The 23272-nt window shown below is 55.6% G+C and carries 16 protein-coding genes and 2 pseudogenes; 9 read left to right on the top strand and 9 right to left on the bottom strand.

Going from position 1 to position 23272, the window contains the following annotated elements:
- Positions 1 to 339 precede the first annotated feature (339 nt).
- From iolD to iolB, 9 genes are all read left to right on the top strand, one after another.
- On the top strand, positions 340 to 2271 hold the full coding sequence (gene iolD, locus ACKQAD_RS05210; RefSeq protein ID WP_409159173.1) for a 3D-(3,5/4)-trihydroxycyclohexane-1,2-dione acylhydrolase (decyclizing): 1932 nt from the start codon (positions 340 to 342) through the stop codon (positions 2269 to 2271).
- Positions 2272 to 3028: 757 nt separating this feature from the next.
- The gene (gene iolG / locus ACKQAD_RS05205) at positions 3029 to 4015 is read left to right on the top strand and encodes an inositol 2-dehydrogenase (RefSeq protein WP_409159172.1); all 987 of its coding nucleotides are present in this window, start codon (positions 3029 to 3031) and stop codon (positions 4013 to 4015) included.
- 74 nt (positions 4016 to 4089) lie between these two features.
- The gene (locus ACKQAD_RS05200; RefSeq protein ID WP_409159171.1) at positions 4090 to 5028 is read left to right on the top strand and encodes a substrate-binding domain-containing protein; all 939 of its coding nucleotides are present in this window, start codon (positions 4090 to 4092) and stop codon (positions 5026 to 5028) included.
- Positions 5029 to 5094: 66 nt separating this feature from the next.
- Positions 5095 to 6642, top strand: coding sequence for a sugar ABC transporter ATP-binding protein (locus tag ACKQAD_RS05195; protein ID WP_409159170.1), 1548 nt, complete (start codon positions 5095 to 5097; stop codon positions 6640 to 6642).
- A gap of 12 nt (positions 6643 to 6654) precedes the next feature.
- Positions 6655 to 7686 carry an ABC transporter permease gene (locus ACKQAD_RS05190; RefSeq protein WP_409159169.1) on the top strand — a complete coding sequence of 344 codons (1032 nt, stop codon included), beginning with the start codon at positions 6655 to 6657 and terminating at the stop codon, positions 7684 to 7686.
- 40 nt (positions 7687 to 7726) lie between these two features.
- Positions 7727 to 8860, top strand: coding sequence for a Gfo/Idh/MocA family protein (locus tag ACKQAD_RS05185; protein WP_409159168.1), 1134 nt, complete (start codon positions 7727 to 7729; stop codon positions 8858 to 8860).
- A 45-nt stretch (positions 8861 to 8905) separates the two neighbouring features.
- A complete protein-coding gene (locus ACKQAD_RS05180; RefSeq protein WP_409159167.1) occupies positions 8906 to 10810 on the top strand; it encodes a bifunctional 5-dehydro-2-deoxygluconokinase/5-dehydro-2-deoxyphosphogluconate aldolase in 1905 nt (634 codons plus the stop codon).
- Positions 10811 to 10839: 29 nt separating this feature from the next.
- On the top strand, positions 10840 to 11730 hold the full coding sequence (gene iolE, locus ACKQAD_RS05175) for a myo-inosose-2 dehydratase (protein WP_409159166.1): 891 nt from the start codon (positions 10840 to 10842) through the stop codon (positions 11728 to 11730).
- A gap of 88 nt (positions 11731 to 11818) precedes the next feature.
- Positions 11819 to 12655: a 5-deoxy-glucuronate isomerase gene (gene iolB / locus ACKQAD_RS05170; protein ID WP_409159165.1), complete on the top strand. Its 837-nt coding sequence runs from the start codon at positions 11819 to 11821 to the stop codon at positions 12653 to 12655.
- A gap of 306 nt (positions 12656 to 12961) precedes the next feature.
- Here the strand turns inward: iolB and ACKQAD_RS05165 are convergent, their stop codons facing one another.
- The 9 genes and pseudogenes from ACKQAD_RS05165 to ACKQAD_RS05125 form a co-directional block, all read right to left on the bottom strand.
- Entirely contained in the window at positions 12962 to 14002 is a 1041-nt protein-coding gene (locus ACKQAD_RS05165; protein ID WP_409159164.1) for a LacI family DNA-binding transcriptional regulator, read from the bottom strand.
- On the bottom strand, positions 13992 to 15431 hold the full coding sequence (locus tag ACKQAD_RS05160) for an inositol monophosphatase family protein (RefSeq protein ID WP_409159163.1): 1440 nt from the start codon (positions 15429 to 15431) through the stop codon (positions 13992 to 13994). Before ACKQAD_RS05160 ends, ACKQAD_RS05165 begins: the two co-directional genes overlap by 11 nt.
- A 55-nt stretch (positions 15432 to 15486) precedes the next feature.
- Positions 15487 to 16590 (bottom strand): ABC transporter substrate-binding protein, encoded by a 1104-nt coding sequence (locus tag ACKQAD_RS05155; protein ID WP_409159162.1) that lies wholly within the window; start codon positions 16588 to 16590, stop codon positions 15487 to 15489.
- Positions 16591 to 16617: 27 nt separating this feature from the next.
- Positions 16618 to 17697: an ABC transporter ATP-binding protein gene (locus tag ACKQAD_RS05150; RefSeq protein ID WP_409159161.1), complete on the bottom strand. Its 1080-nt coding sequence runs from the start codon at positions 17695 to 17697 to the stop codon at positions 16618 to 16620.
- Between the two features lies 1 nt (position 17698).
- Positions 17699 to 19603 (bottom strand): ABC transporter permease, encoded by a 1905-nt coding sequence (locus tag ACKQAD_RS05145; protein WP_409159160.1) that lies wholly within the window; start codon positions 19601 to 19603, stop codon positions 17699 to 17701.
- A 136-nt stretch (positions 19604 to 19739) separates the two neighbouring features.
- The gene (locus ACKQAD_RS05140) at positions 19740 to 21032 is read right to left on the bottom strand and encodes a histidine-type phosphatase (RefSeq protein WP_409159159.1); all 1293 of its coding nucleotides are present in this window, start codon (positions 21030 to 21032) and stop codon (positions 19740 to 19742) included.
- A gap of 18 nt (positions 21033 to 21050) precedes the next feature.
- Positions 21051 to 21746, bottom strand: coding sequence for an oligogalacturonate-specific porin KdgM family protein (locus tag ACKQAD_RS05135; RefSeq protein ID WP_409159158.1), 696 nt, complete (start codon positions 21744 to 21746; stop codon positions 21051 to 21053).
- A 248-nt stretch (positions 21747 to 21994) separates the two neighbouring features.
- Positions 21995 to 23036 (bottom strand): annotated as a pseudogene (locus ACKQAD_RS05130) (IS3 family transposase).
- Between the two features lie 65 nt (positions 23037 to 23101).
- A pseudogene (locus ACKQAD_RS05125) lies at positions 23102 to 23218 on the bottom strand (phage integrase central domain-containing protein); the annotation flags it as partial.
- Between the last annotated feature and the right edge of the window lie 54 nt (positions 23219 to 23272).

Here is a 23272-nt window from a genome sequence, read left to right as displayed (position 1 = left end):
TGAGCGACAAGGATGTCGCGAAAGCCAGTGCCGTGGAGGATAAAACGTCAGAGACGTTTTTGAACAGCACTTGTGCTGGCTCGAAGGGCGAGACCCGTTTATGGGGCGAGTAATCACGTCACTGGTGGTTCGGATGACGGTGACACATACCGAAGGGGCCGCGTAGCGGCATAATTTATCGCCATAAGCCTGGGTTCTCAGGGCGGCGGCGATTGAGCGCCCTGAGTCGGGCACGTGCTACAACGTAGCATAAGAATGGCTAAATTTTCGCGCACGAAATGCTCGCTGAATATGCATAGTTTATTATAGAAATCAGATCCTTATTTAAGGAGTAGATCAATGGATACGTGTCACATCACCATGGCGCAGGCGCTGGTCAGGTTTCTCAACCAGCAATACATTAGCGTAGACGGTGAAGAATCCCCCTTTGTGCAGGGCGTCATGACCATTTTCGGTCATGGTAATGTGTTGGGTATCGGCCAGGCACTGGAGCAGGAGGCAAACCGTCTCACTGTGCATCAGGGGTGCAACGAGCAGGGAATGGCGCACATCGCCGTCGGGTTTGCTAAACAGCACAAGCGGCGGAAAATCTATGCGGTGACCTCGTCGGTGGGGCCGGGAGCGGCAAATATGGTGACTGCCGCAGCAACCGCCACCGCCAACCGCATTCCGGTACTGCTGTTGCCCGGCGATCTCTTCGCCTGCCGCCAGCCGGATCCCGTGTTACAGCAGGTCGAGCAGTATCACGATCTGTCGATCAGTACCAATGACTGCTTTAAACCGGTGTCCCGCTATTGGGATCGCATTAATCGTCCTGAACAACTGATGAGCGCGCTGGTTAACGCCATGCGTGTGCTGACCGATCCGGCCGATACCGGTGCGGTGACGCTGTGTTTACCGCAGGATGTGCAGGCAGAGGTCTGGGATTATCCGGCATCGTTTTTCCGCAAGCGTGTCCATCACCTCGAACGCCGTCCGCCGGATGCGGCTCGGTTGGATGAGGCGGCGGCGCTGATTGCGAGCAAGCGTCGCCCGATGCTGATTTGCGGCGGCGGTGTTCGTTATTCTGGCGCGCATGATGCGCTGGCGCAGTTTGCCGAGCAGTTTGCTATTCCGTTTGGCGAAACGCAGGCGGGCAAGGGCGCGATTGTATCCTCACATCCGTTGAACTGCGGCGGCATCGGCGTGACGGGCGGGCTGGCGGCGAATCGGCTGGCGCACGAGGCGGATTTGGTCATCGGTGTCGGGACGCGTTTAACCGATTTTACCACCGGTTCCAAGTCGCTGTTTCAGAACCCGAACGTCGAATTTTTACTGCTTAACGTGGCCGAATTTGATGCGCTAAAACTGGATGCGCTGCCCTTGATCGCCGATGCGCGCGTCGGGCTGGAAGCACTGTCCGACCGGCTGGCGACGGCGTCGTATCGTAGCGACTGGCAGCAGACCGTTGAACAGGCTCGCGCGGAATGGGAACGCGAGCTACAGCGGTTGTTTACCGTGCAGGATAAGGGCGAACTGGTGCCGGAAGTGGTGGATGGTCTGGAAGACAAGCTGGATGAATATCGCCAGACGCTGAATACCCATCTGACGCAAACGCGTGTGCTGGGGATCCTGAATGATGAGCTGGAGGATAACGCCGTTGTGGTTGGCGCGGCGGGCTCGTTGCCGGGCGATCTACAGCGGCTCTGGCAGGTGAAAACGCCGGACAGCTACCATCTGGAATATGGCTACTCCTGCATGGGGTACGAGATTGCGGCGGCGATTGGCGCACGCCTTGCTGCACCGCAACAGCCCGTCTACGCGATGGTCGGCGACGGTTCCTATCTGATGCTCCACACCGAACTGCAAACAGCGGTACAGGAAGGCATCAAAATCACCGTGCTGCTGTTCGACAACGCGGGCTTCGGCTGTATCAACAACCTGCAAATGAGTCAGGGAATGGGCAGCTTCTGTACGGAAAACCGCTACCGCGATGCGGAATCGGGACAACTGCGCGGCGCGCTCATTCCGGTCGATTTTGCCAAGAACGCGGAAAGCTACGGCTGCAAAGCGTGGCGGGTGCATGATGAAACTTCGCTTAAGCAGGCACTGGCGGAATCACGCCAGCATGTGGGGCCCGTGCTGCTCGACATCAAGGTGCTGCCGAAGACCATGACCCACGGCTATGAATCCTGGTGGCGCACCGGCACGGCACAGGTTGCGGATAATCCAGAGATTGAGGCTGCTGCCAATAGCGTGAAAGCGGCGCTCTCCCGCGCCCGTCAGTATTAAATGATCTCCTTTTCACACTGTCTTTTCTCTACAAATAACGCAGGAGTGCAAGTGAGGTTGGGCGTAATCCGGCGTAAGAAATTATGCTGAGGAGATAGCAGGCTTAGGATGAGCCGCATGGACGCGGCTCAAGCTTGCGCTACGCCGGGAGCGTGTCGCAAGCGGTCCGTTAAGCCTGATACCGACGAAGGCATCGCGTAGCGACATAATTTAGCCGGAAGCCAGGGTTCGCAGGGCGGCGGCGACTGAGCGCCCTGCGTCGGGCGCGTGCTACGAGGTAGCATGGGATGGCGGTATTGTGGCGCACGAAACGGTCTCTGAATCTGCATAAAAATTTGACGAAGGGATCGCATATGCAAATGGTGTTTGCGATTTCGTTCTGTCGGGTACTTCGCTTCTGCTGTAAATAAGAAATTTAATTGAAACATCCATTTCATTTTCAAACCGCAGTTTCATTTTTCCTCCCGCCGTGCGCCAGCACCTAACCGATCCCCCTGATACGCATGTATATCCCCACAAACGTTCTCACGCGATGTGTGATTGGGGTTGCAGAAAACCGCGAAGATGTCATGAAAATGTTAACTTGCGCGCAAAAACATAATTTTCAATTTATACAAAACTGAAATAAATGTTTTATTTTATCTATCAGGATTTGCGGTAAAGAGCGGGTGATGGGGCTGGGAAGAATGCGACTAGCCGCTATCCGTCACTTTTTCAGTCTGGCATTACACGCCACTCAGGCAGCAAGGGAGCATCTATGTTTAACATCGCTTTACTGGGCGCGGGCCGCATCGGTCAGGTCCATGCAGTGAACATCGCGGCACACAAAGAGACCAATCTGTATGCGGTCGTGGATCCCAACCCAACCAATGCCGCAGCGCTGGCCGAACGTTACCATACCAACGTACAAACCGTGGATGAAGTCATGAACGATCCGGCAGTGCATGCCGTCCTGATTGCCTCCGCGACCGACACGCACGCCGACTTGATTGAGCTGGCTGCGAAGCATGGCAAAGCCATTTTCTGTGAAAAACCGGTGCATCTGGATATTGCCCGTGTTCGCGACTGCCTGACCGTCGTCAAACAGCAGAACGTGCCGTTGTTTGTGGGCTTCAACCGCCGCTATGACCCGCAATTCCGCCGCGTCAAAACGCTGGCGGGCGAAGGCCGTATCGGCAAGCCGGAATCTCTCCTGATCATCTCCCGCGATCCGTCGCCGCCGCCTGCTGAGTATGTCCGCGTTTCCGGCGGTATGTTCCGCGATATGACGATCCATGATTTCGATATGGCACGTTTCATTATGGGCGAAGAGCCAGTGTCAGTCTTTGCACAAGGCAGTAATCTGGTCGATCCGGCGATTGGTGAAGCGGGCGACATCGATACCGCGTTTATCGTGCTGAAGTTCGCCTCTGGCGCGATGGCGACCATCGTCAACAGCCGTCGTTCGGGCTACGGCTACGATCAGCGCCTCGAATTACATGGCGCGAAAGGCGTGCTCAGCGCGGGCAATATCCGCGAAAACGTGGTCGAGCAGTGGACCGATGACGGCTGTCTGGCGGCGAAACCCGAATATTTCTTCCTGCAACGCTATCACGCCGCCTACGCGGCTGAATGGCAGCATTTTGTCGATGTGCTGAATGGCCGCACGCAGCCGGAATGCTCCGGGCTTGACGGTGAGCGTGCGCTGAATCTGGCGGATAAAGCCTTTGAATCACTGGATCAAGGCAAGGAGGTCGCCGTGTAACCCTATCGGCACATCGCGTTTTACCTGCTTTCAACCCTACACCCATACTCATAACAGAAGCAGAGAAAAGACATATGAAAAAGATCATCAGCGTTTCCGCAATCGCCATCGCACTGGGTCTGTCTGGTCTTGCTCAGGCCCAAAATGAACAAATCGTTTTCAGTACGCCGAATCTCGCCATGCCGTTTGAAGTCCATATGCAGCGCACCGCCATCAAAGCCGCCAAAGAACTGGGGGTGAACTTGCAAGTGCTGGATGGACAAGGTAGCTCACCGAAGCAGACCGCCGATTTGGAAAATGCCATTACTCGCGGCGCGCAGGGCTTCGTGGTGTCACCGAATGACGTTAATGCAGTTTCCAGTGCCGTGACAGAAATTCAAGATGCCAAACTGCCAGTGGTGACGCTGGATCGTTCGGTGAAAACAGAAAAAGCGGTGCCGCACTTTGGGGCCAACAACTACAAAGGTGGTCAGGCGATTGCTGACTATGTCAAAACCCAATTTCCGAATGGGGCAGAGATCATTCTGTTGACTGGCCAGCCGGGCTCTTCTTCTAACATCGAACGGACACAGGGAATTCGCGACAGCCTGAAAGCGGGCGGCAGCAAGTACCACATTGTGGCTGATCAGACGGGGAACTGGATGCGTTCCGAAGGGATGCGCATCGTAGAAAGCGTCCTGCCGTCGCTGCCTAAGCGCCCACAGGTCATCCTGTCCGCGAATGACGATATGGCGCTGGGCGCGATTGAAGCCTTGCAGGGGCAGGGTCTGAAACCCGGTGAAGTGATGGTAACCGGCTTTGACGCCGTGCCGGAAGCGCTGGCGCGTGTACGCGACGGCTGGCTGGCCGTTACCGCCGATCAGCGCCCAGGCTACGCCGTGACCACCGCGTTGACGCAGTTGACCAATAACATCCGCAGTCAGGGGCCGATCACCGGGGCAGACTACCAACCGACCATGATTACCAAAGAGAACCTGAACGATGCCGAACGCATTGGCGAAGCAGGTAAATAAAGCCTTTTCTATGTAAACGGTATTCAGCAGGCCGCGTTTGCGCGGCCTTGCGGGAGGAAGGTAAACATGACGGAACCCCTACTGAACATTACCAGTTTGACAAAGAACTTCTCCGGTGTTTGGGCGCTGAGCAACGCACAGCTGACCGTACAGCCGGGAGAGATTCATGCGCTGTTGGGAGAAAACGGCGCGGGTAAATCGACGCTGTTGAAAGCGCTGGCAGGGGCGCAGCCGCAGACCAGCGGCGACATCTGGTTTGGCGGCGAGACGTTGATGCCGCTCGAATCGCCCGTTGAGCGCCAAAAGCGAGGGATTATCACCATTTATCAGGAGTTTAATCTGCTGCCAAATATGAGCGTGGCGGAGAACATGTTCCTGGGACGCGAGCCGCAGCGTAGCAGCGTATTCGTGGACGCGATGGCGGTGAATCGCGAGGCGAAAGCGGTACTGGATTATCTGAAATTAAACATTGCGCCGATGACGCAGGTCGCGCGTTTGAGCGTGGCGCAGCAGCAGATGGTGGAAATCGCCAGAGCGCTGACGTTGAACGCCAAGCTGATTGTGATGGATGAACCGTCGGCGGCGCTGAGCGACAGTGAAGTTGACAGCCTGCACCGCGTGGTGCGCGAGCTGAAAGGGCGCGGTGTGAGCGTGGTGTATGTCACGCATCGGCTGCATGAAGTTTTCCAACTGTGCGATCGGTTTACCGTATTTCAGGACGGTCGTTACACCGGTTCTGGCGACGTCGCCAGCACCAATGTGCAGGAGATTATTCGTCTGATGGTGGGCCGTGACGTGGTGTTTAACCGCCGTCCGCCTTCAGAAACGCATCATCAGGATAAGCCGGTACGTCTGGCGGTGAAGGGCTTAAGCCGGGAAAAACCGCCGTTAGATGCGCACGGCATCGCGCTAAAGAACATCAGTTTTCAGGTGCATGCGGGCGAAGTGCTCGGCATTGCCGGGCTAGTGGGCGCAGGGCGGACGGAAATCGCGCGCTGCCTGTTTGGCGCCGACGCGTTCTCTACCGGTGAATTTGTACTGGATGACGCCCCTTATCATCCATCTACGCCGCGGCATGCGTTGTCGCAAGGTATTGCGCTGGTACCGGAAGACCGTAAGAAAGAGGGCGCGGTGCTGGGGCTATCGATCAGAGAAAACATCTCACTCTCCAACCTTTCGTCGCTCATGCGCTGGCGCTGGTTTGTGAACACCGGCAAGGAAGACGATTTGATTGAAACCTACCGTCAGGCGCTGCACATCAAGATGGTGAACAGCGAGCAGGAGGTGCGCAAGCTGTCGGGCGGCAACCAGCAAAAGGTGATTCTTGCTCGCTGTATGGCGCTGAATCCCAAAGTATTGATTGTGGATGAGCCCACGCGTGGCATTGATGTTGGCACCAAGTCCGAAGTGCATCAGGTGCTGTTCGATATGGCGAAGCGAGGCGTCGCCGTGATTGTGATTTCGTCCGATCTGCCGGAAATCATGGCAATTTCAGACCGCATTATCACGCTCAGCGAAGGGCGGATTAGCGGGGAAATTCATGGCGATGACGCCACAGAAGAAACACTGATGACGATGATGGCCATTTGCCATGACGCATTACACGCAGCATAACGGAGGTGACGCATGTCCCAGCAGCCGCTTTCTAAGCCTATTACGCCGTCCACGACACGTGGACGTTTTGACCCGATTGCCTTTTTTGAACGCTTTGGCGTATTTATTTTCATGATTTTGCTGCTGATTTTCTTTCAGTCGCAGAACAGCAACTTTCTATCTGAACGCAACATCACCAACATTCTGACCGAAGTCTCCATCTACGGCATCATGGCGGTAGGGATGACATTCGTCATTCTGACTGCCGGGATCGACTTGTCCGTCGGCTCCATTCTGGCGGTGTGTGCCATCACCGCCGCGTCGGTAGTTAAAGGTGACAACTTCACCACCGTCGATCCCGATGCCTGGTACGGCCTGAGCTGGCTGGTTGCGTTAGGCGTCTGTCTGGCAATGGGCACTTTGATTGGCTTCCTGCATGGTTTGGGCGTGACCAAACTGCGCCTGCCGCCGTTCATCGTCACGCTGGGTGGGATGACCATCTGGCGCGGGTTAACGCTGGTGATGAACGACGGTGCGCCGATTGCCGGCTTTGACCCCGGCTATCGCTGGTGGGGACGGGGCGAGATTCTCGGTATTTCGGTGCCGATCTGGATCTTCGCGCTGGTCGCCTTGCTGGGGTATCTGGCACTGCATAAAACCCGCTGGGGCCGATTCGTGTACGCCATTGGCGGCAACACCGAAGCGGCACGTCTGGCCGGCGTCAATGTGCAGCGGGTACTGGTTAGCGTCTACGTCGTGATTGGCTGTCTGGCCGGGCTGGCAGGCTTTATCCTCAGCGCCCGTCTTGGCAGTGCGGAAGCGGTCGCAGGGCTCTCCTTCGAGCTGCGCGTTATCGCCTCGGTGGTCATCGGTGGTACCTCGCTGATGGGGGGCTATGGCCGGATCAGCGGCACCATTATTGGCTCGATCATCATGGGGATACTGATTAACGGACTGGTGCTCATGAACGTATCGGCTTACTACCAGCAGATCATCACCGGGTTAATTATTGTGCTGGCCGTGGCGTTCGACACGTATGCCAAGAGCCGTCGCGGCGCTATCTGAGCCGCACCCGTACCGGTTCTTTTTTCGTACTGAGGTGGATATGAAGGATGTACGTATTGGGTTAATCGGCACCGGCTATATCGGTCGTGCACATGCTATCGCCTATGCGCAGGCGCCGACAGTTTTCCCGCTGAAAGGTAACCTGGTGAAGGCGATGCTGGCGGAAGTGTCACCGGAACTGGCAGCCAAACGGGCGCAGGCGTTCGGTTTCCTGCGCTCAACGGGAGACTGGTGTGAGTTGGTGGCCGATCCAGAGATAGACGTGGTGGATATCTGTGCGCCGAACTTTCTGCATAAGACGATGGCGATGGCCGCCATCCAGCACGGCAAGCATGTTTATTCGGAAAAACCGCTGGCGCTGAACGCGCGTGATGCCAGAGAAATGGTCGATGCCGCGCAGCGAGCGGGCGTGAAAACGCTGATGGGCTTCAACTACATGAAGAACCCGACCTCACAGTTGGCCAAAGAGATTATCGCCAGCGGCGAGATTGGCGAGGTGGTGCATTTTTACGGTACGCACAACGAGGACTATCTGGCCGATCCAAACAAACCCGCCGATTGGCACTGTTTCAAAGAAACCGCCGGACTAGGGGCGCTGGGGGATCTGGCGGCACACATCGTCAACATGGCGCAGTATCTGGTGGGCGATATCGCCAGCGTCTGCGGCGATCTGCAAACGGTGATTGCGCAACGTCCAGCAGCCGCGGGCAGCCGCGCGCGTGTACAGGTCGAAAATGAAGATCAGGCGCATGCGATGGTGCGTTTCGCCAGTGGCGCTCGCGGCGTGATTGAAACATCACGCATTGCCTGCGGCCGCAAAATGGGGCTGACCTATGTGGTGACCGGAACGAAAGGCACGCTGAGTTTCACGCAGGAACGTATGGCAGAGCTGAAGCTCTATCGGCACGACGAACCGGAGAACCGTCAGGGATTCAAAACGCTGCTGACCGGGCCACAGCATCCTGATTACGCGGCCTTCTGCGCCAGCGCCGGACACGGTATTGGATTTAACGATCAGAAAACGGTTGAGGTGCGCGATCTGATCGACGGTATTGCGGCTGACGTCCCCATGTGGCCGGACTTCGAAGAGGGCTGGAAAGTCTCGCGAGTGCTGGATGCGATTGTGCTGTCACATGAAACGGCGCGTTGGGTGAATGCGGATGAGGTGGGCTAATACGCCAGCTGACGTGACTTCTTCTTTATTACAGGATTGGCTGCTATGAGTAAGGAAAAGACGTTTGATGTGATTTGTATGGGGCGCGTTGCTGTCGATCTGTATGGGCAGCAAATCGGCGCGCGTCTGGAAGATATGGGTAGCTTTGCCAAGTATCTGGGCGGGTCGTCCGGCAATGTGGCTTACGGCACGGCGCGACAAGGGTTGCGTTCTTCTATGCTGGCACGAGTGGGCGACGAGCATATGGGACGCTTCCTGCGTGAAGAGCTGAATCAGGTCGGCTGCGATACCAGCCATTTGATTACCGATAAGGAACGTCTGACGGCGTTGGTGCTGTTGGGCATCAAAGATCGCGATACCTTTCCGTTGATTTTCTACCGCGACAACTGCGCCGATATGGCGATTTCGCCGGAGGATTTCACCGAAGATTACATCGCGTCGTCCCGCTGTCTGGCGATTACCGGCACGCATCTCTCTCACCCTAACACGCGTGAAGCGGTGCTGACGGCGCTGCAATACGCGCGGCGCAACGGCGTGAAAACGGTACTGGATGTTGACTACCGTCCGGTGTTGTGGGGACTGACATCATTGGGCGATGGCGAAACCCGCTTTGTCGAAGCGCAGGCGGTCACCGAGCAGTTGCAGCAGGTGCTGTCGCTGTTCGACGTGATTGTCGGCACCGAGGAAGAGTTCCACATTGCGGGCGGCAGCACGGATACCTTACAGGCACTACGTACGGTGCGGCAGTACACGCAGGCGGAGCTAGTGTGCAAACGTGGGGCGCTGGGCTGCTCGGTGTTTAGCAATACTATCCCCGATCATCTGGATAAAGGCATCACGATCAAAGGCGTACGCGTGGATGTGCTGAACGTATTGGGCGCGGGCGATGCGTTTATGTCCGGCCTGCTGCGGGGCTACCTCAACGGCGAAGGCTGGGAGAAAGCCTGTGCGTATGCCAATGCTTGCGGCGCGCTGGTGGTGTCGCGCCACGGCTGTGCGCCAGCCATGCCAAGCAAGATCGAACTGGATAACTATTTAGCGCGGGCGGCGAGCGTGCCTCGTCCCGATTTGGACGAAGAGCTTACCCATCTGCATCGCGTCACGACGCGTCGTAAGCAGTGGCACGAGCTGTGCGTGATTGCATTCGATCATCGCAGCCAACTGGAAGACATGGCGCTGAATTGCGGCACAGAAATCAGCCGTATTCCGGCGCTGAAGAAACTGATTCTGCGTGCCAGCTATGCTGCGGCGCAGCAGGCGGGGCTGGAGGGCAAAGCCGGTCTGCTGTGTGACGGCACGTTCGGGCAGGATGCGCTGAACGACATCACTGGAAAAGGCTGGTGGATTGGCCGACCGATTGAACTGCCGGGATCGCGCCCGTTAATGATGGAGCGCGGCAATATTGGTTCACAATTGGTGAGCTGGCCGCTAGAGCACGTGGTGAAATGTCTGGTGTTCTTCCACCCGGAAGACGCTCACGCGCTGCGGCGCGAGCAGGAAATGAAGGTGATAGAGGTCTATCAGGCCTGTCGCCAGTCCGGCCATGAACTGCTGCTCGAAGTCATTCTGCCTGCGGGCATGCCGCACAGCGATGCGCTTTATCTGCGCGCGATTCAACGCTTCTACAACCTCGGTGTGCGGCCAGACTGGTGGAAACTCCCGCCGCTGTCTGCCGCAGGCTGGGAACAGCTCACGCCATTGCTGGCACAGCGCGATCCCTATTGTCGGGGCGTGGTCATTCTCGGGCTGGATGCGCCGCTGGAAACGTTGCAACAGGGCTTCAGCGCTGCTGTGAATTTCCCGATCGTGAAAGGCTTTGCCGTCGGTCGCACCTTGTTTGCCCAGCCTGCACAGAAGTGGCTGCGTAACGAGATCGATGACGCCGAATTGATTGAGCAAGTTAAACATAACTATCTGCAACTGATCGCCGTGTGGCGGCAGCGCGGTTGACCCGTTTCTATCTGTTTGAGGAACATAACATGACCGTTCAACTTGGTATTAATCCACTCACCTGGACCAATGACGATCTGCCTTCTCTGGGGGCGGAAACGCCGCTGGAAACCTGCCTGAGCGAAGGGCGGCAGGCAGGCTTCGCTGGTTTTGAATTAGGCAACAAATTCCCGCGTCAGGCCAGCGTGCTGGGGCCGATCCTGCAAGCGCACGATTTGCGTTTAGTCTCCGGCTGGTATTCCGGCGAACTGCTCACCCGTTCAGTGGAAGAAGAGATTGAAGCGGTACAGGGGCATCTGGCATTGCTGCGCGACCTCGGCGCGACGGTGCTGGTGTTTGCCGAAGTCACGGGGGCGATTCACGGTGAGCAGCAGAAACCGGTCCATTTGCGTCCGCGTTTCCCAGAGGAGCGCTGGTCGGAATACGGAAAAAAATTGACCGAATTTGCGCGTTATACGCAAAGTCAGGGCGTACAGATTGCCTACCATCACCATATGGGGACGGTGATTGAAAGCGCGCAGGACGTGGACAATCTCATGGAGCATACCGGGCCAGAGGTTGGCCTGTTGCTGGATACCGGCCATCTGACGTTTGCGGGTGCCGATCCGGTGGCGGTGGCGACGCGGTGGATTCACCGTATCAATCATGTTCACTGCAAAGATATTCGTCCTGATGTGCTGAAAGACGTGAAGAACCGTAAGACCAGCTTTTTGGACGCGGTGCTGAGCGGCGTCTTTACCGTACCGGGCGATGGTTGCGTCGATTATCCGGCGGTATTTAGCCTCCTGAAGGATAATAGTTACAGCGGGTGGCTGGTCGTCGAAGCGGAACAGGATCCCGTCGTTGCGCACCCGCTGACGTATGCGACGCTGGGCTACAATAACTTGCAGCGTTTCGCCCAGCAGGCGGAATTGATCTGATTCGTGGAGATATCCCCCGCATCTTCAAGCTGCCAGCCGACCAACGCGTTGGCAGCTTGACGCGGGGGGGAGATAAGGAGGCCAAAAGATGTCCCGACTTTTATCACGCCATCGTACTCCTGACGAGCACGGACGGACACAGCACATCACGCCGGAAACGGCGGGCTGGCGATACGTGGGGTTTGATGTGTATCAACTGGCACCGGAGCAGGTGCTATCACTGCCCGCCAGTGATAACGAACGCTGTCTGGTACTGGTGAGCGGCAAAGCGACGGTGGTTACGCCGGGTGAGCGCTTCGAGCAGATTGGCGACAGAATGAGCCCGTTTGAGCGCAGAAAACCGTATGCGGTTTATGTCACGGCGGGCGAGGCGGTGACGGTAACGGCGCACACGACGCTGGAACTGGCGGTGTGCGCCGCACCGGGGGGCGGCACGTACCCGACCCGGCTTATCGCCCCACAGGATATTGATGCTGAACAGCGTGGTGCCGGCAATAATCAGCGCTATGTGCATAATATTTTGTCGGAGAACAACGCGGCAGACAGCCTGCTGGTGGTCGAGGTGTACACCGATGAAGGCTGCACCAGTTCCTACCCCAGCCACAAGCACGATGTCGATAATCCGCCGCAGGAAACTTATCTGGAAGAAACTTACTACCATCGTCTGAACCCAGCGCAAGGGTTCTGTCTGCAACGCGTCTATACCGATGACCGTTCATTAGATGAATGCATGGCGGTATACGACAAGGACGTAGTGCAGGTGCCGCGTGGCTACCACCCCGTCGCCACTATCGCAGGCTATGACAGCTATTATCTGAATGTGATGGCAGGCCCTACGCGCCAGTGGCGTTTCACCTGGGAAGTGGATCACCAATGGATCAACAGCCCCGACTATGCGGATAAGCACAGGCAGAGCAAAGTGTAGCAATACGGACAAATAATCTTAAGAATGGGCAGTGGATTATAGGTAACCTGTAGACTGCTGCCCTATTATTTGGGGAGATGGATTATCGGAAAAACAGTTGGCTACTCGATATTTCTAATCAGCTTCATCAGGTCGGTAAAAAAACCATATATCAGTCATTACAACCGTTCATTCGCTTCTTCCTGCGTCCCGTTCCCGCATTGGCTGAAACAATCACAGAAACAGCCTCGTGTCGCACCACATAATGTTACCCGGAGGTTCAGGGCCTGCATTTTGATGGAAATCTGTTATGCACTAATGACGTATTCAGACCATATCCTCGTTATTAACCTCCTGGCGCAGCGTTCCGCGTCTCACGAGGCGTGCATCAAACAGTTGGCTCCCCGGTTTGTTTGCGCAGGGGGAGAGCAGCCGTTCACATGCGGCTTCGGCCATCTCGGCCAGCGGCTGCGAGAAGGTAGTGAGCTGATAGCCCAGCCAACTGGCCTGTTCAATATCATCAAAGCCGATGACGCTGATATCTTCCGGAATATTCAGACCAAACTCGTAGCGAGCGGCATCCATAAAGCCGCAGGCGATAAGATCGGTGACGCAGAATATGCCGTCGGGACGCGTCTCCTGGTTTAACAGTTCGCGCGCGGCGAGTACCCCCGTCTGGTAGCTAGTGTTGCCGGGGCGGATTAACGTAACTTTAGTTCCGGCTTCTTCGGCGGCCTCAAGAAAGCGGGTTTCGCGGACCACCATACTCGGCGAACGGGCTGCGGAGGAGACAATCGCCAGATGCTGACATCCTGCCGTAATCAGATGATTAAAGGCTTCCTTCATCGTTGAACTGTAATCGAGATCGATATTATCCGCGTGGGGAAACTGGCCCAGGCGGTTGATCAGAATGACCTGCTGTCCGCTTTGCAGGCAGCGTTCAATCAGCGAGACGGGCGGCTTGCCCGACAGCACGATAGTGGCGGTAGAGCGATAGTTTAGCGTTTTCTGCAATGCCTCTTTTGCGGTTGCTTCACCGTCATCGGTGTTGATCACCATCACCGCGCGCCCGGCTTTGTGCAGGCGCAGGGTCAGATGTTCGAGCAGGCGCGATTGATAAGGGGAGGAAAGGTTGCCGCCGAGAATACAAACCGGGCGGCTGGCCTCCTTGGAGAGGCCGCGCGCCAGGTGATTGACGTGATAGTTCAGTGCCTCTGCGGCTGCGAGCACCTTGCTCCGGGTTTCGTCGGACACGCTTCTGCCGGGCGTAAACGTGCGCGACACCGCTGACCGGGACACGCCCGCCAGACGCGCCACCTCGCTGGCGCTGGCGAAACCAGTATTCTTGCTCTGGCGGTTATTGCTCATGGTATTGTTCCGCTGTAGCAATGGCGTGTTCGCGCATAATGGCATGCTCGGCCAGGCGGGTCAGCGACGGCTTCGGCGTTTCAAACCATTCTTCCGGATGGAGCTGACGTTTGTCGCGGATCAGGGCGATAGCGTCGTCGAGAGTCGGGAAACGTTCGGGGCATTCCAGGTGCATAAATAGCGCCACCAGCGCTACCGAGCGGCTGCGCCCGCCGCGACAGTTGACGAGAATATTGCCCCGTTTACGGTTGCGGTAAGAGGCCTTGTCCGGAATCTGTTGCAATAGCGCCGAACGCATCAGCTGATACCCCGCGTGGAGCATCTCCGGCGCGTTGCCGTCGCCGTCGACAAGCCCCAGCTTATAGTAGCGAACCGGGCCTGAACCGTGGGAGAGCTGGTGTGCCGCCCTACCAGACTCGGGCATCGTGACCCAGTCGATATCGAGGTTTACCGCACAGTTAATGACGATGCCGATATTATGCTTCGCCAACTGTGCCGTGTCGCTCACGCCTTTGGAGTCGCCAATATAGATATTCATTCCCCAGCCGGGAAAATCTTCCGCGATCAGGCTGATTGGCGGGCGAGGATAGCGCGCCGTTGGCGGCTTTTCGGCAGCCGAAGGCAGCGCTGCGCTGGCGAGCGGAATGCCCGTCGCGCGAGCCAGTTTATCGGCAATACCCGGCGCGGCGGCCAGCACGGGAATACCACGGAAAATGGCTTCTGCGTTGTCGGGAAGGATGCCGGTCTGGCCGCCCGCTTCATGTACCAGCAGCAGCCCGGCCAGGCAATCCCAGGCGTTCATATGAATTTCGGCGTAGCCGTCGGTACGCCCTTCGGCTACCCAGGCCAGCGCCAGCGCGCCGGAACCGCCGCGGCGCACGCTGGCGCCGAGATTAAGAATTGCCGCCATGACGTCCAGGTAGTGGCGCTGACTGTGGCGTGAAGACCAGCCCAACTCCACAGAGGCTAGCTGTGTGTCGGTAATGGCGTTACAGCGCAGCGGTCGGTCGTTTTTCAGCGCGTAATGACCGCGGCGAGCCAGGTAGAGCTCCTGGCTTACCGGGTTATAAATAGCGCCCAGCTCGGTGACGCCGTGGCGAACCCAGGCGATGCACACGCAAAAATGGGCAATACCGCGGGCAAAGTTGGCGGTGCCGTCGATCGGGTCCACCACCCACAAACTCTCCGCGCTGGCGGGCTGACTGGCGGTCTCTTCGCCGAGGATCAAATCCTGAGGGAAGGTTTCGTTAATCGCGCCTGAAATCAGTCCTTCAACGAAGGTATCCGCCTCGGTCAGGATATCCTGATGACCTTTCAGTTCATACTCGCCCGCTTTGCGGGTCTGAAAGAAGCGCAGGGCGGTATCCCCGGCTTCGACGATAATGCGTTTGAGTGTCGTTTCACGCTGTTCAATATCAATAGTGGTCAAGGTGTGCTGCCCGTTTTAAATGAATGATGTACTGTCCCGTTATGGAGTCTGAACGTTATTTCTTGTAGTTCAGACTCCAGAGATCTTGCCAGTCCTGGCGGCTATCCCAGTCTTCTTGCACCGTGGCAGTCAGGTACTCCATCAGTTCGCCGCGATATTTTTCAATGCCGGATGCCTCATCGCCCGGCAGTTTTACCTGCTGGTTGGTGGACATTTTGCCGTCTACGCCTTGAGGCGCGATACCTTCGGCGCTCAGCAGATAGTGGATAAACAGCTTCGCGGTATTCGGGCTTTTGCTGCCGGTGGCAACCACGCCGAGGCTAGGGTAGTTCCAGCCGATAAACGGCTTCAGGCCGTTGCACAGGCCCAGCTTCATCCCCTGTTTGTTGTCGCGGAATTTGGCGGTGGACACCAGGCCGACAAAGTCGGTTTTACTGTCCGGCGCGCCGATGGCGGAAGCGGCATCGTTATCGGAATGAGTCAGCAGTACGCCGTTGCTCGCCAGCGCTTTGACAAAGGCCGCCGTGGCGGATTTTTCATCGGTTTGTAGCGGCTTGCCGAATTCCTGCTGATAGGCATCGCGCACTTGCTGGTCGTAGTGGGTTTCCATCTGGCTGAACCAGTCGGTGTAGGCCGGTTTGCTGGTAGGATCCTGCATTGCCACGCGCCCGCGCCATTTAGGTTCCGTCAGTTGCCAGAGATTATTCACCGGGCAGGTGGCGTGATGTTCGGTATTATAGGCGAACACGTTCGGGGCCAGTACGACGGTCAGCGGGTTTTGATAACGGGCGGCAATGCTGCCTTTGAGATCGTCCGGCACCCAGCTTTGCACATAGCCTTTATTCAGCAACTGGACCATTCCCGCAGGAGCATCCTCAACGATGGCGACATCGGTCCGCACATTTTTTGCCAGCGCTTCCCGGCTCATAATTTCAATAATCTGCGGGGCATCGGCCTTCACGCCGCTGGCCTTCAGCCCATATTTCTCGCTGAAGGCCTTCGCCTGCTGTACGATCTTACCGGTGGAGGCGTAAACCGTAATCGGCTGCTCCTGTTTTGCTGCGGCGATCAGCGCCTGGAGATCGAAGGTTTCAGCCTGGGCCAGAGGGCTGCTTAGCAGCGCGACGGCAATCGAGATGGCGGTCAGATTATGCTTCATGGTCGTTCCTCAAAAGTCAGTATGCGGTTAATTCACAGAGAAATTGTGACGTAGCCCGTTGCTATTAAAAAAATGCAAGGAGGCGGTCGGGAGCTGACAGTGCACCTGCTGGCGAACCTGCCAGCGCGGCCGCAACTGCGTGGAATGGAACAGACGATCCTGTCCGGCAATCAGTTCAATCACCCAACTTCCGCCGGTCGGCATAATGTTATCGATCATCATCGGGATACCATTGTTGCCCGGTTCCTGACTGAGAACGATCTCTTCCGGACGAATGCCGCAGTGCCGGGTCTGTTCGTGCAGGGTAAAGCGCTGCTGCAGATGCTGCGCCAGCCCGCTGGATGGCTGATGAAGCGGGATCATATTCAGGCGTGGCGTACCGATAAACTCGGCCACAAAGCGGTTCGCCGGGGTTGCGTAAATCTCATCCGGCGTACCGACCTGCTGCATATGTCCGGCGCTCATGACTGCAATGGTGGTCGCCAGGGTCATGGCTTCCCACTGATCGTGGCTGACAAACACAATGGTGGTGCCAAAGGTTTCATGCAGACGGCGCAGCTCGGCGCGCATTTCCAGGCGTAACGCGGCGTCCAGATTGGAGAGCGGTTCGTCCAGCAGCAGTACGCCGGGATTCACCGCCAGCATGCGGGCGAGAGCAACGCGCTGCTGCTGGCCTCCGGAGAGCTGTGCCGGATAGCGTTTGGCGTAATCGGCAATGCGTAATTTTTCCATCACGTCCTGACAGCGGGCGATGCGCTCTTTGGCGGCGATTTTCTGTAAACGCAGGCCAAAATCAACGTTTTGCTCCACGGTCATGTGCGGCCAGAGCGCATAGCTCTGAAAGACCAGGCCGATCCCGCGTTTTTCCGGCGGAACGTAGATACCGCGGGCTATCGAGTCAACGAGCTTATCGCCAATACCAATCTCCCCGCTACTGGCGTGCTCGATCCCGGCGATCATGCGCAGAATCGTGGTTTTGCCGCAGCCGGATGGTCCCAGCAGGCACATAAACTCGCCGTCTTGTACCGTCAGGTTGATATTGTTTACCGCCGGGGCATCGCTGCCCGGATAGGTTTTCGTCAGATTAGTTAAATGAATCGTCGGCATTTTATTTCTCCAGACCCTCTGCAAGACCGGTACCGGTGATCTTCTGGATCATCAATGTGCCAGCCCATGAAATCAGTGCGATCATCAGCACCACGGCATTGGCCGCCTGCTGGTAGTTGTAGTCAATCAGGCGCAGGGACCAGGTGGTCAGGACATCCGTTGCGGGGGTCGCGAGGATGACGAAGAGGCTGACGCCCTTGATGCCTGAGATAAACGGCAGCAGTATCCCGGTTGCCAGCGGTGCGGCCTGAATGGGGATAACGATGCGGTGAATACGCGTGAACCATCCGGCGCCGGCAATGCGCGCGGCTTCCTCGGCTTCCTTACCTAGCTGGGTCATCGCGGCAATACCGGAGCGGCTGGCATACGGCATTTTTTCTGCAATCAGCGCCAGTACCAGCAGCAGCGGCGTGCCGTACAGCGCCGGAACCGGCCCGCGGGCTACCGCGAACAGCGACAGAAACGCGGTGGCAAAGGCGATGCCCGGAACAAGATAGGGCAGAAAGGTCAACTGACGCAGGAAGGAAGAGACCCAGCGGAAGTGGCAGCGCATCACCGCGTAACCAACCAACAGGCCGAGGATGCCGCAGACGATGGACGCTGAGCCGACGATCAGTAGCGTATTCCATACCGTGTGCCAGAACTCCGCCGTGAGCAGAATGCCGTTGCGCAAGGCCACCGTGTCGAGGTCATGGCCAATCCAATAGGCAAGAGTGAAGTTCTCGGCGGTGAAGCGGCCGGGCAGCGTCATTATCGTCGACAGGAACAGGGTCAGTAGCGGAATCGCCACGCCCAGCAGGACGAACAGCAGCGGCAGCGCGGCGGCGGCGATGCGCCAGTGCCCCAGGTTGCGGCGGCGCTCCATCGTGCCCTTGCCGCCCACCGTGACGAAACGACGGGCCTCGCGTAGCATTTTCATATCCAGCATCAGGGTCAGCATTCCCATCAGCATAATCACCGTGGCAATCACCGCCGCCACGCCGGACTGGCGCGTGCCAATCGCCCGGTACAGCCCGGTAGAAAGCGTATCGAAATGTACTGGCAGCCCGAGAATATAAGGCAGGGCGAACTCGCCGATACAGTCGGCGAAGATCAGCAGGGCGGCGGAGAGCAACGCCGGACGAACCAGCGGGATAATGATTTTAAAGGCGATAACGTTACGCGATGCGCCAAGCACCTGGGCGCACTCTTCCATCTGGCTGTCCATGCGCTTCAGAGCGTTGCCGACGATCAGGATAACCAGCGGCGTGTAGTGCAGAATCATAATGACGACAATCGGGAAGTAACCATAGGCCATCCAGTCCGGCGTCTGTACGTCCATCGCTTCCAGCCATCCCGGCTGTCCCCCGATGGCGTGGTTTTTGAAAATGGTGCTCCACGCCAGCGCGAAGGTCCAGGAAGGCAGCATAAACGGCACGATCAGCAGGGTAGAGAACCCTTTTCTGCCGGCGATATTGGTACGGTTGATGAGCCAGGCTAGAGCGATGCCGATGATCAGCGCGCCGGTCACGGTACTCAGGGCGATGGCCAGGGTGTTTAGCAGCGGCGTCCAGAGTAGCAGATCGGACATGCGTGAAGTCAGCGTGCGCAACAGGTACCAGGTGGTAAACGTGCCTTCCGTTGTACCAGTACGGCCCTCGTCGCCGCTTTGCACCAGAACCGCGTTCAGCAGCACTGAAATGACGGGCGCCAGGATTATCCAACTGAACAGAATCAGCAGCAGCACGCCCAGCAGATTGGCGGGTTCCTGGCTGACGAGCGACAGTTTGTGGCGGAATTGAGGCCATGCGGTATGGCGGCGAACTTCGGGTTGGTAAGCCACGGGTTTATCCCTTGCAGTGAAAGACAGTGCGGAATATATCGGCGCAATGTTACAGCTTTGCGAACTTCTTGCACGTATGTGCAAATATTTTCGAATTTATATATTATCCCCCCGAACGAGACGGGGGGATTGAGTGTTTCAGCCATTTTTCCGTGCCATCAGCGGAATTTACGGCTGTCGGCAAAAGGCGGGGACATGCATTTTCCAGGTGAATGGTACGTTACTGGAATACGGCTAAATCCTTGCCATCATCGACCAGATTTTTCTCTGCCAACTGGATAAACTTATTCAGCGGGCACAGCTCGCCAATAGCGGTTTCATGGCATTCAGGTGATTTAAATTCGGCCACCGGCAGCGGGTTTTGTTCGTTTAATGGTGAAAGCTGACGCCACTGATCTAATGTTCTGGCGCTAAAGGTCAGGTGAACCATTTTTTCTCCGGTCTGTTTATCCAGGTAACGTTCCATAATCAGACTGCCGCCTGGTGGAATATCGTTATGGGGATAAACCGGTAGCTGCCAGTTAAATCCAAGCATGGTTTGAATCTGTGAAATATTACTGTCGTGACCGACCAGAATAATCAGCGGGCGTTTTAGTACGGTGCTTTTTGAACCCTTGTCATTATCGGATAATGCCCCAATCAACTGACGCATTAACAGCGAACCACCGTGGCTGGCATATTCCATTGTGTTGCTAACCAGATTATATTTTTCCGCATGTAGCGCCATTAAATTAGTCACTTCTTGCGCATTTTTTGCATGCCCGAATGCCACCTGAGATAGCGGTAGATTTTCGCTATATTGCAGACGAATAGTTTCGCCAATCGAAGAACCTTTTGATACCGGACCGCTTAATTTCGCTTTGCCTTTTTCATTTATTTTAACCTCCCACTCTTTATCCAAAAATTCACAGCTTTTGCCATCGTCAGCGCACACCGCGCGACGTAAATCCGCCACCGCTTTTGCATGAGTTTTTTGCGCCTGCTCCGAAGAACCGGTTCTTTCTCTCACCTGCTGATACACGAGTTGCTCATTCGGTTTGGCAATGCCCATTTCAATCGTATCAAATAATGGGTCGTACTTATTTCCCGAGACGTGAGTGACCATTCCGCAGCCGGGGAACATTCCGTCAAGTAGTGCAGCGCCAGTTGCTTTCGTACGCTGATCGGGTGCCGCCCAGAGCCATACTTTTCCCGATTCCTGGCAGATTGCGCCAGCGCCGATCGGCAGGCCGTGAGCTCGCCATTCAGCCAACTGATACGCGCCTTGCGTCAACATTCCCGCGTAGCCGTGGCCGGTTAAAAAACCGTCCGGTACGTTCCATTCAGGCCATTTCTTCCCGGTGGCTTCTTCCAGGCTGGCGGTATTCGTTTGCGGGCGAACGCCGTGACGGCTAAGCATCACCACCTTTTCCAGCGTGTAGCGATCGCTATCGGTTGATGCTGCGTAGGAAGTGGGAATCAGGTTGAAGGTCATGCTAGCCAGCAGCAAATTTAAGGTCAGTAACTTTTTCATTTTAGCTCCTGGTGGTGATTAAAACGCGTAGGTCATGCCGAGGATATATTCCGTCTGCCGTTCGGAGGCGTTTTTCGATACGGCCTCGTTTTTTGCTCCAATATAAGGCGAGAAATGTTTGGTGAGTTTATAGCCTACCTCCACTTCATGCTCGGTGTTATAGCGTTTTTTATTATATAAATTCTCATTACCATGATACCAGGTGAGCGTATAGCTAAATTCTAATTTATCTATTTTTTGCGATATCTTCCCTTCAACCCGATCAACGCGCTTAGTCGGTTTTTCATCCCGGTCGCTTATTTCCTTACGGTAGCGAAGAGAAATTTTTGTTTTATCAAACAGGCGATACTTAAATTTAATCGATGGCTTGTATTTTTTCTCATCGTCTTTAATGGTGAAAGACATTCCCGGTTCGATGCTGAACCGATCGGTAATGTCCTGGTTATAATTAATTTTAAACTCTTTTTCGCTAAGCTTTCTTTGGTCGAAGAAGTTACCTGCATTACCATTAGCTTGCTCAACAGGATGAAATTTAACTTTTGTACCAATGCCGATGCCTGATTCAAAATCATGAGATATTTCAATTTCATCCGTATGCTCTTTGGAGATATCCTCATATTTATGTTCGTAATTTAACTCCAGGGCGAAAGCGGAGTGTGATGTTAAAACAAAGCCTGCACTTGCCATAACGGGTAATATAAGTTTCTTCAACATGATGTTTCTTTTTTTAGTTAACTAGGGAAGCCAGAAATTTACGGAGGATATGTTTCATTTAAGTTTCATTTTTAATTAACTTTCATGAATGTGGTGTTTTGCCTAAAAATGCGTGGTATTTTGAATATAGGGAATTAGATGATGATTTTTTTTACGTGTTTCCTGGTGGTGAAATATATTGCACACCGTGGTTCTGAATACAGCCAGCGAGATATTTTTGATCCTACCCACGTAATGTGGACACAGCCCTAAGCGAGGTTCTGGTTTTCAAACTGTTCCGGGCTGAGACCGCCGCATGCACTGTGGCGACGCCAGCGATTGTAATCGCACTCGATATAATTAAACACCACCGTTCGCATTATTTCCCGACTGGCAAAGCACTCACCGTGGATATATTCCACTTTCAGTGAGTGGAAAAAGCTTTCCGCACAGGCATTGTCGTAACAACATCCCTTTGCGCTCATACTCCCTCGCAGATTATGGCTTTTCAGCATGGACTGATAGTCTGCTGAACAGTACTGGCCGCCGCGATCGGTGTGAACAATGACGTTTTGAGGCCGTTTTCGTCGCCACAGTGCCATGTGCAGGGCATTACAGGCCAGAGCCGCCGTCATTCTTGATGACATCGATCAGCCGACAACGGCACGCGACCACAGATCAATGACCACGGTCAGATACAGCCAGCCTTCATCTGTACGTAAGTAAGTGATATCTCCTGCCCATTTTTGATTCGGGCCGCTGGCGATAAAGTCTCGCTTCAGCAAATTTTCAGACACAGGCAGGCCGTGCTCCCGGTAGCTGACTGGGCTGAACTTCCGGGCGGTTTTTGCCCGCAGCCCCTGACGGCGCAGACAAGCCGGAACTGCTGACGCAAGTTGACCTGATGACGGCGACATCGCCAGACATACTAGCCACTGCGGGCGACCCGTAATACCCGACACATGGCTTTAATACTGAACGCTGCCCGATGTTTTTCGATAAAGACAGACTTCATTTCAGGCGCTTTGCAAAGTATGTCGCGGCCTTTTGGAGAATGGCCACCTCCTCGTCCCTTTTCGCTAGTTGGCGCTTAAGGCGGGCATTTTCTGCGGCCAGTTCGCTTTCGCGCTCTGAAGATGTTATTTGCTGCTGCTGTTTACTGCGCCATGCATAAAGTTGTGATTCATACAGGCTGAGTTCGCGAGCAGCGGCAGCGACGCCGATACGCTCAGCCAATTTCAGGGCTTCATGGCGAAACGCCGGTGAATGCTGTTTACGGGGCTTCTTGCTGATTGGTGCGGATTTTGTCATGTGAGTCACCTCTGGTAGAGAGTTTACTCACTTAGTCGCGTGTCCACTATTGGCGGGTAAGATCACTGCTTCACCCTCATGATAATTTCATGATAACCCAGCTTCTCTATCTTTTTGATGGGAGCTAGCAGATCGCCTGTATCCAGTTCAGCAATGTCCTTGTTACCGATGTCGGGGAACAGTGAATCGCTATTGGTTTGTTAGACACCTCAGAGTCATTTAAAATGACTTAAAAA

It is taken from the genome of Pectobacterium artocarpous, assembly GCF_046159765.1.
Classification (GTDB): Bacteria; Pseudomonadota; Gammaproteobacteria; order Enterobacterales; family Enterobacteriaceae; genus Pectobacterium.
The sequence above is the reverse complement of the archived record's forward strand: the minus strand, read 5'-3'. Positions and strand labels throughout refer to the sequence as shown.

Excerpts from the sequence above, each read along its gene's own strand:
- iolB (WP_409159165.1), top strand. The coding sequence starts at position 11,819 with ATGTCCCGACTTTTATCACGCCATCGTACTCCTGACGAGCACGGACGG.
- ACKQAD_RS05155 (WP_409159162.1), bottom strand. The coding sequence starts at position 16,590 with ATGAAGCATAATCTGACCGCCATCTCGATTGCCGTCGCGCTGCTAAGC.
- ACKQAD_RS05180 (WP_409159167.1), top strand. The coding sequence starts at position 8,906 with ATGAGTAAGGAAAAGACGTTTGATGTGATTTGTATGGGGCGCGTTGCT.
- ACKQAD_RS05165 (WP_409159164.1), bottom strand. The coding sequence starts at position 14,002 with ATGAGCAATAACCGCCAGAGCAAGAATACTGGTTTCGCCAGCGCCAGC.
- ACKQAD_RS05195 (WP_409159170.1), top strand. The coding sequence starts at position 5,095 with ATGACGGAACCCCTACTGAACATTACCAGTTTGACAAAGAACTTCTCC.
- ACKQAD_RS05185 (WP_409159168.1), top strand. The coding sequence starts at position 7,727 with ATGAAGGATGTACGTATTGGGTTAATCGGCACCGGCTATATCGGTCGT.
- ACKQAD_RS05190 (WP_409159169.1), top strand. The coding sequence starts at position 6,655 with ATGTCCCAGCAGCCGCTTTCTAAGCCTATTACGCCGTCCACGACACGT.
- ACKQAD_RS05140 (WP_409159159.1), bottom strand. The coding sequence starts at position 21,032 with ATGAAAAAGTTACTGACCTTAAATTTGCTGCTGGCTAGCATGACCTTC.
- iolG (WP_409159172.1), top strand. The coding sequence starts at position 3,029 with ATGTTTAACATCGCTTTACTGGGCGCGGGCCGCATCGGTCAGGTCCAT.
- iolD (WP_409159173.1), top strand. The coding sequence starts at position 340 with ATGGATACGTGTCACATCACCATGGCGCAGGCGCTGGTCAGGTTTCTC.
- ACKQAD_RS05150 (WP_409159161.1), bottom strand. The coding sequence starts at position 17,697 with ATGCCGACGATTCATTTAACTAATCTGACGAAAACCTATCCGGGCAGC.
- ACKQAD_RS05135 (WP_409159158.1), bottom strand. The coding sequence starts at position 21,746 with ATGTTGAAGAAACTTATATTACCCGTTATGGCAAGTGCAGGCTTTGTT.
- ACKQAD_RS05200 (WP_409159171.1), top strand. The coding sequence starts at position 4,090 with ATGAAAAAGATCATCAGCGTTTCCGCAATCGCCATCGCACTGGGTCTG.
- iolE (WP_409159166.1), top strand. The coding sequence starts at position 10,840 with ATGACCGTTCAACTTGGTATTAATCCACTCACCTGGACCAATGACGAT.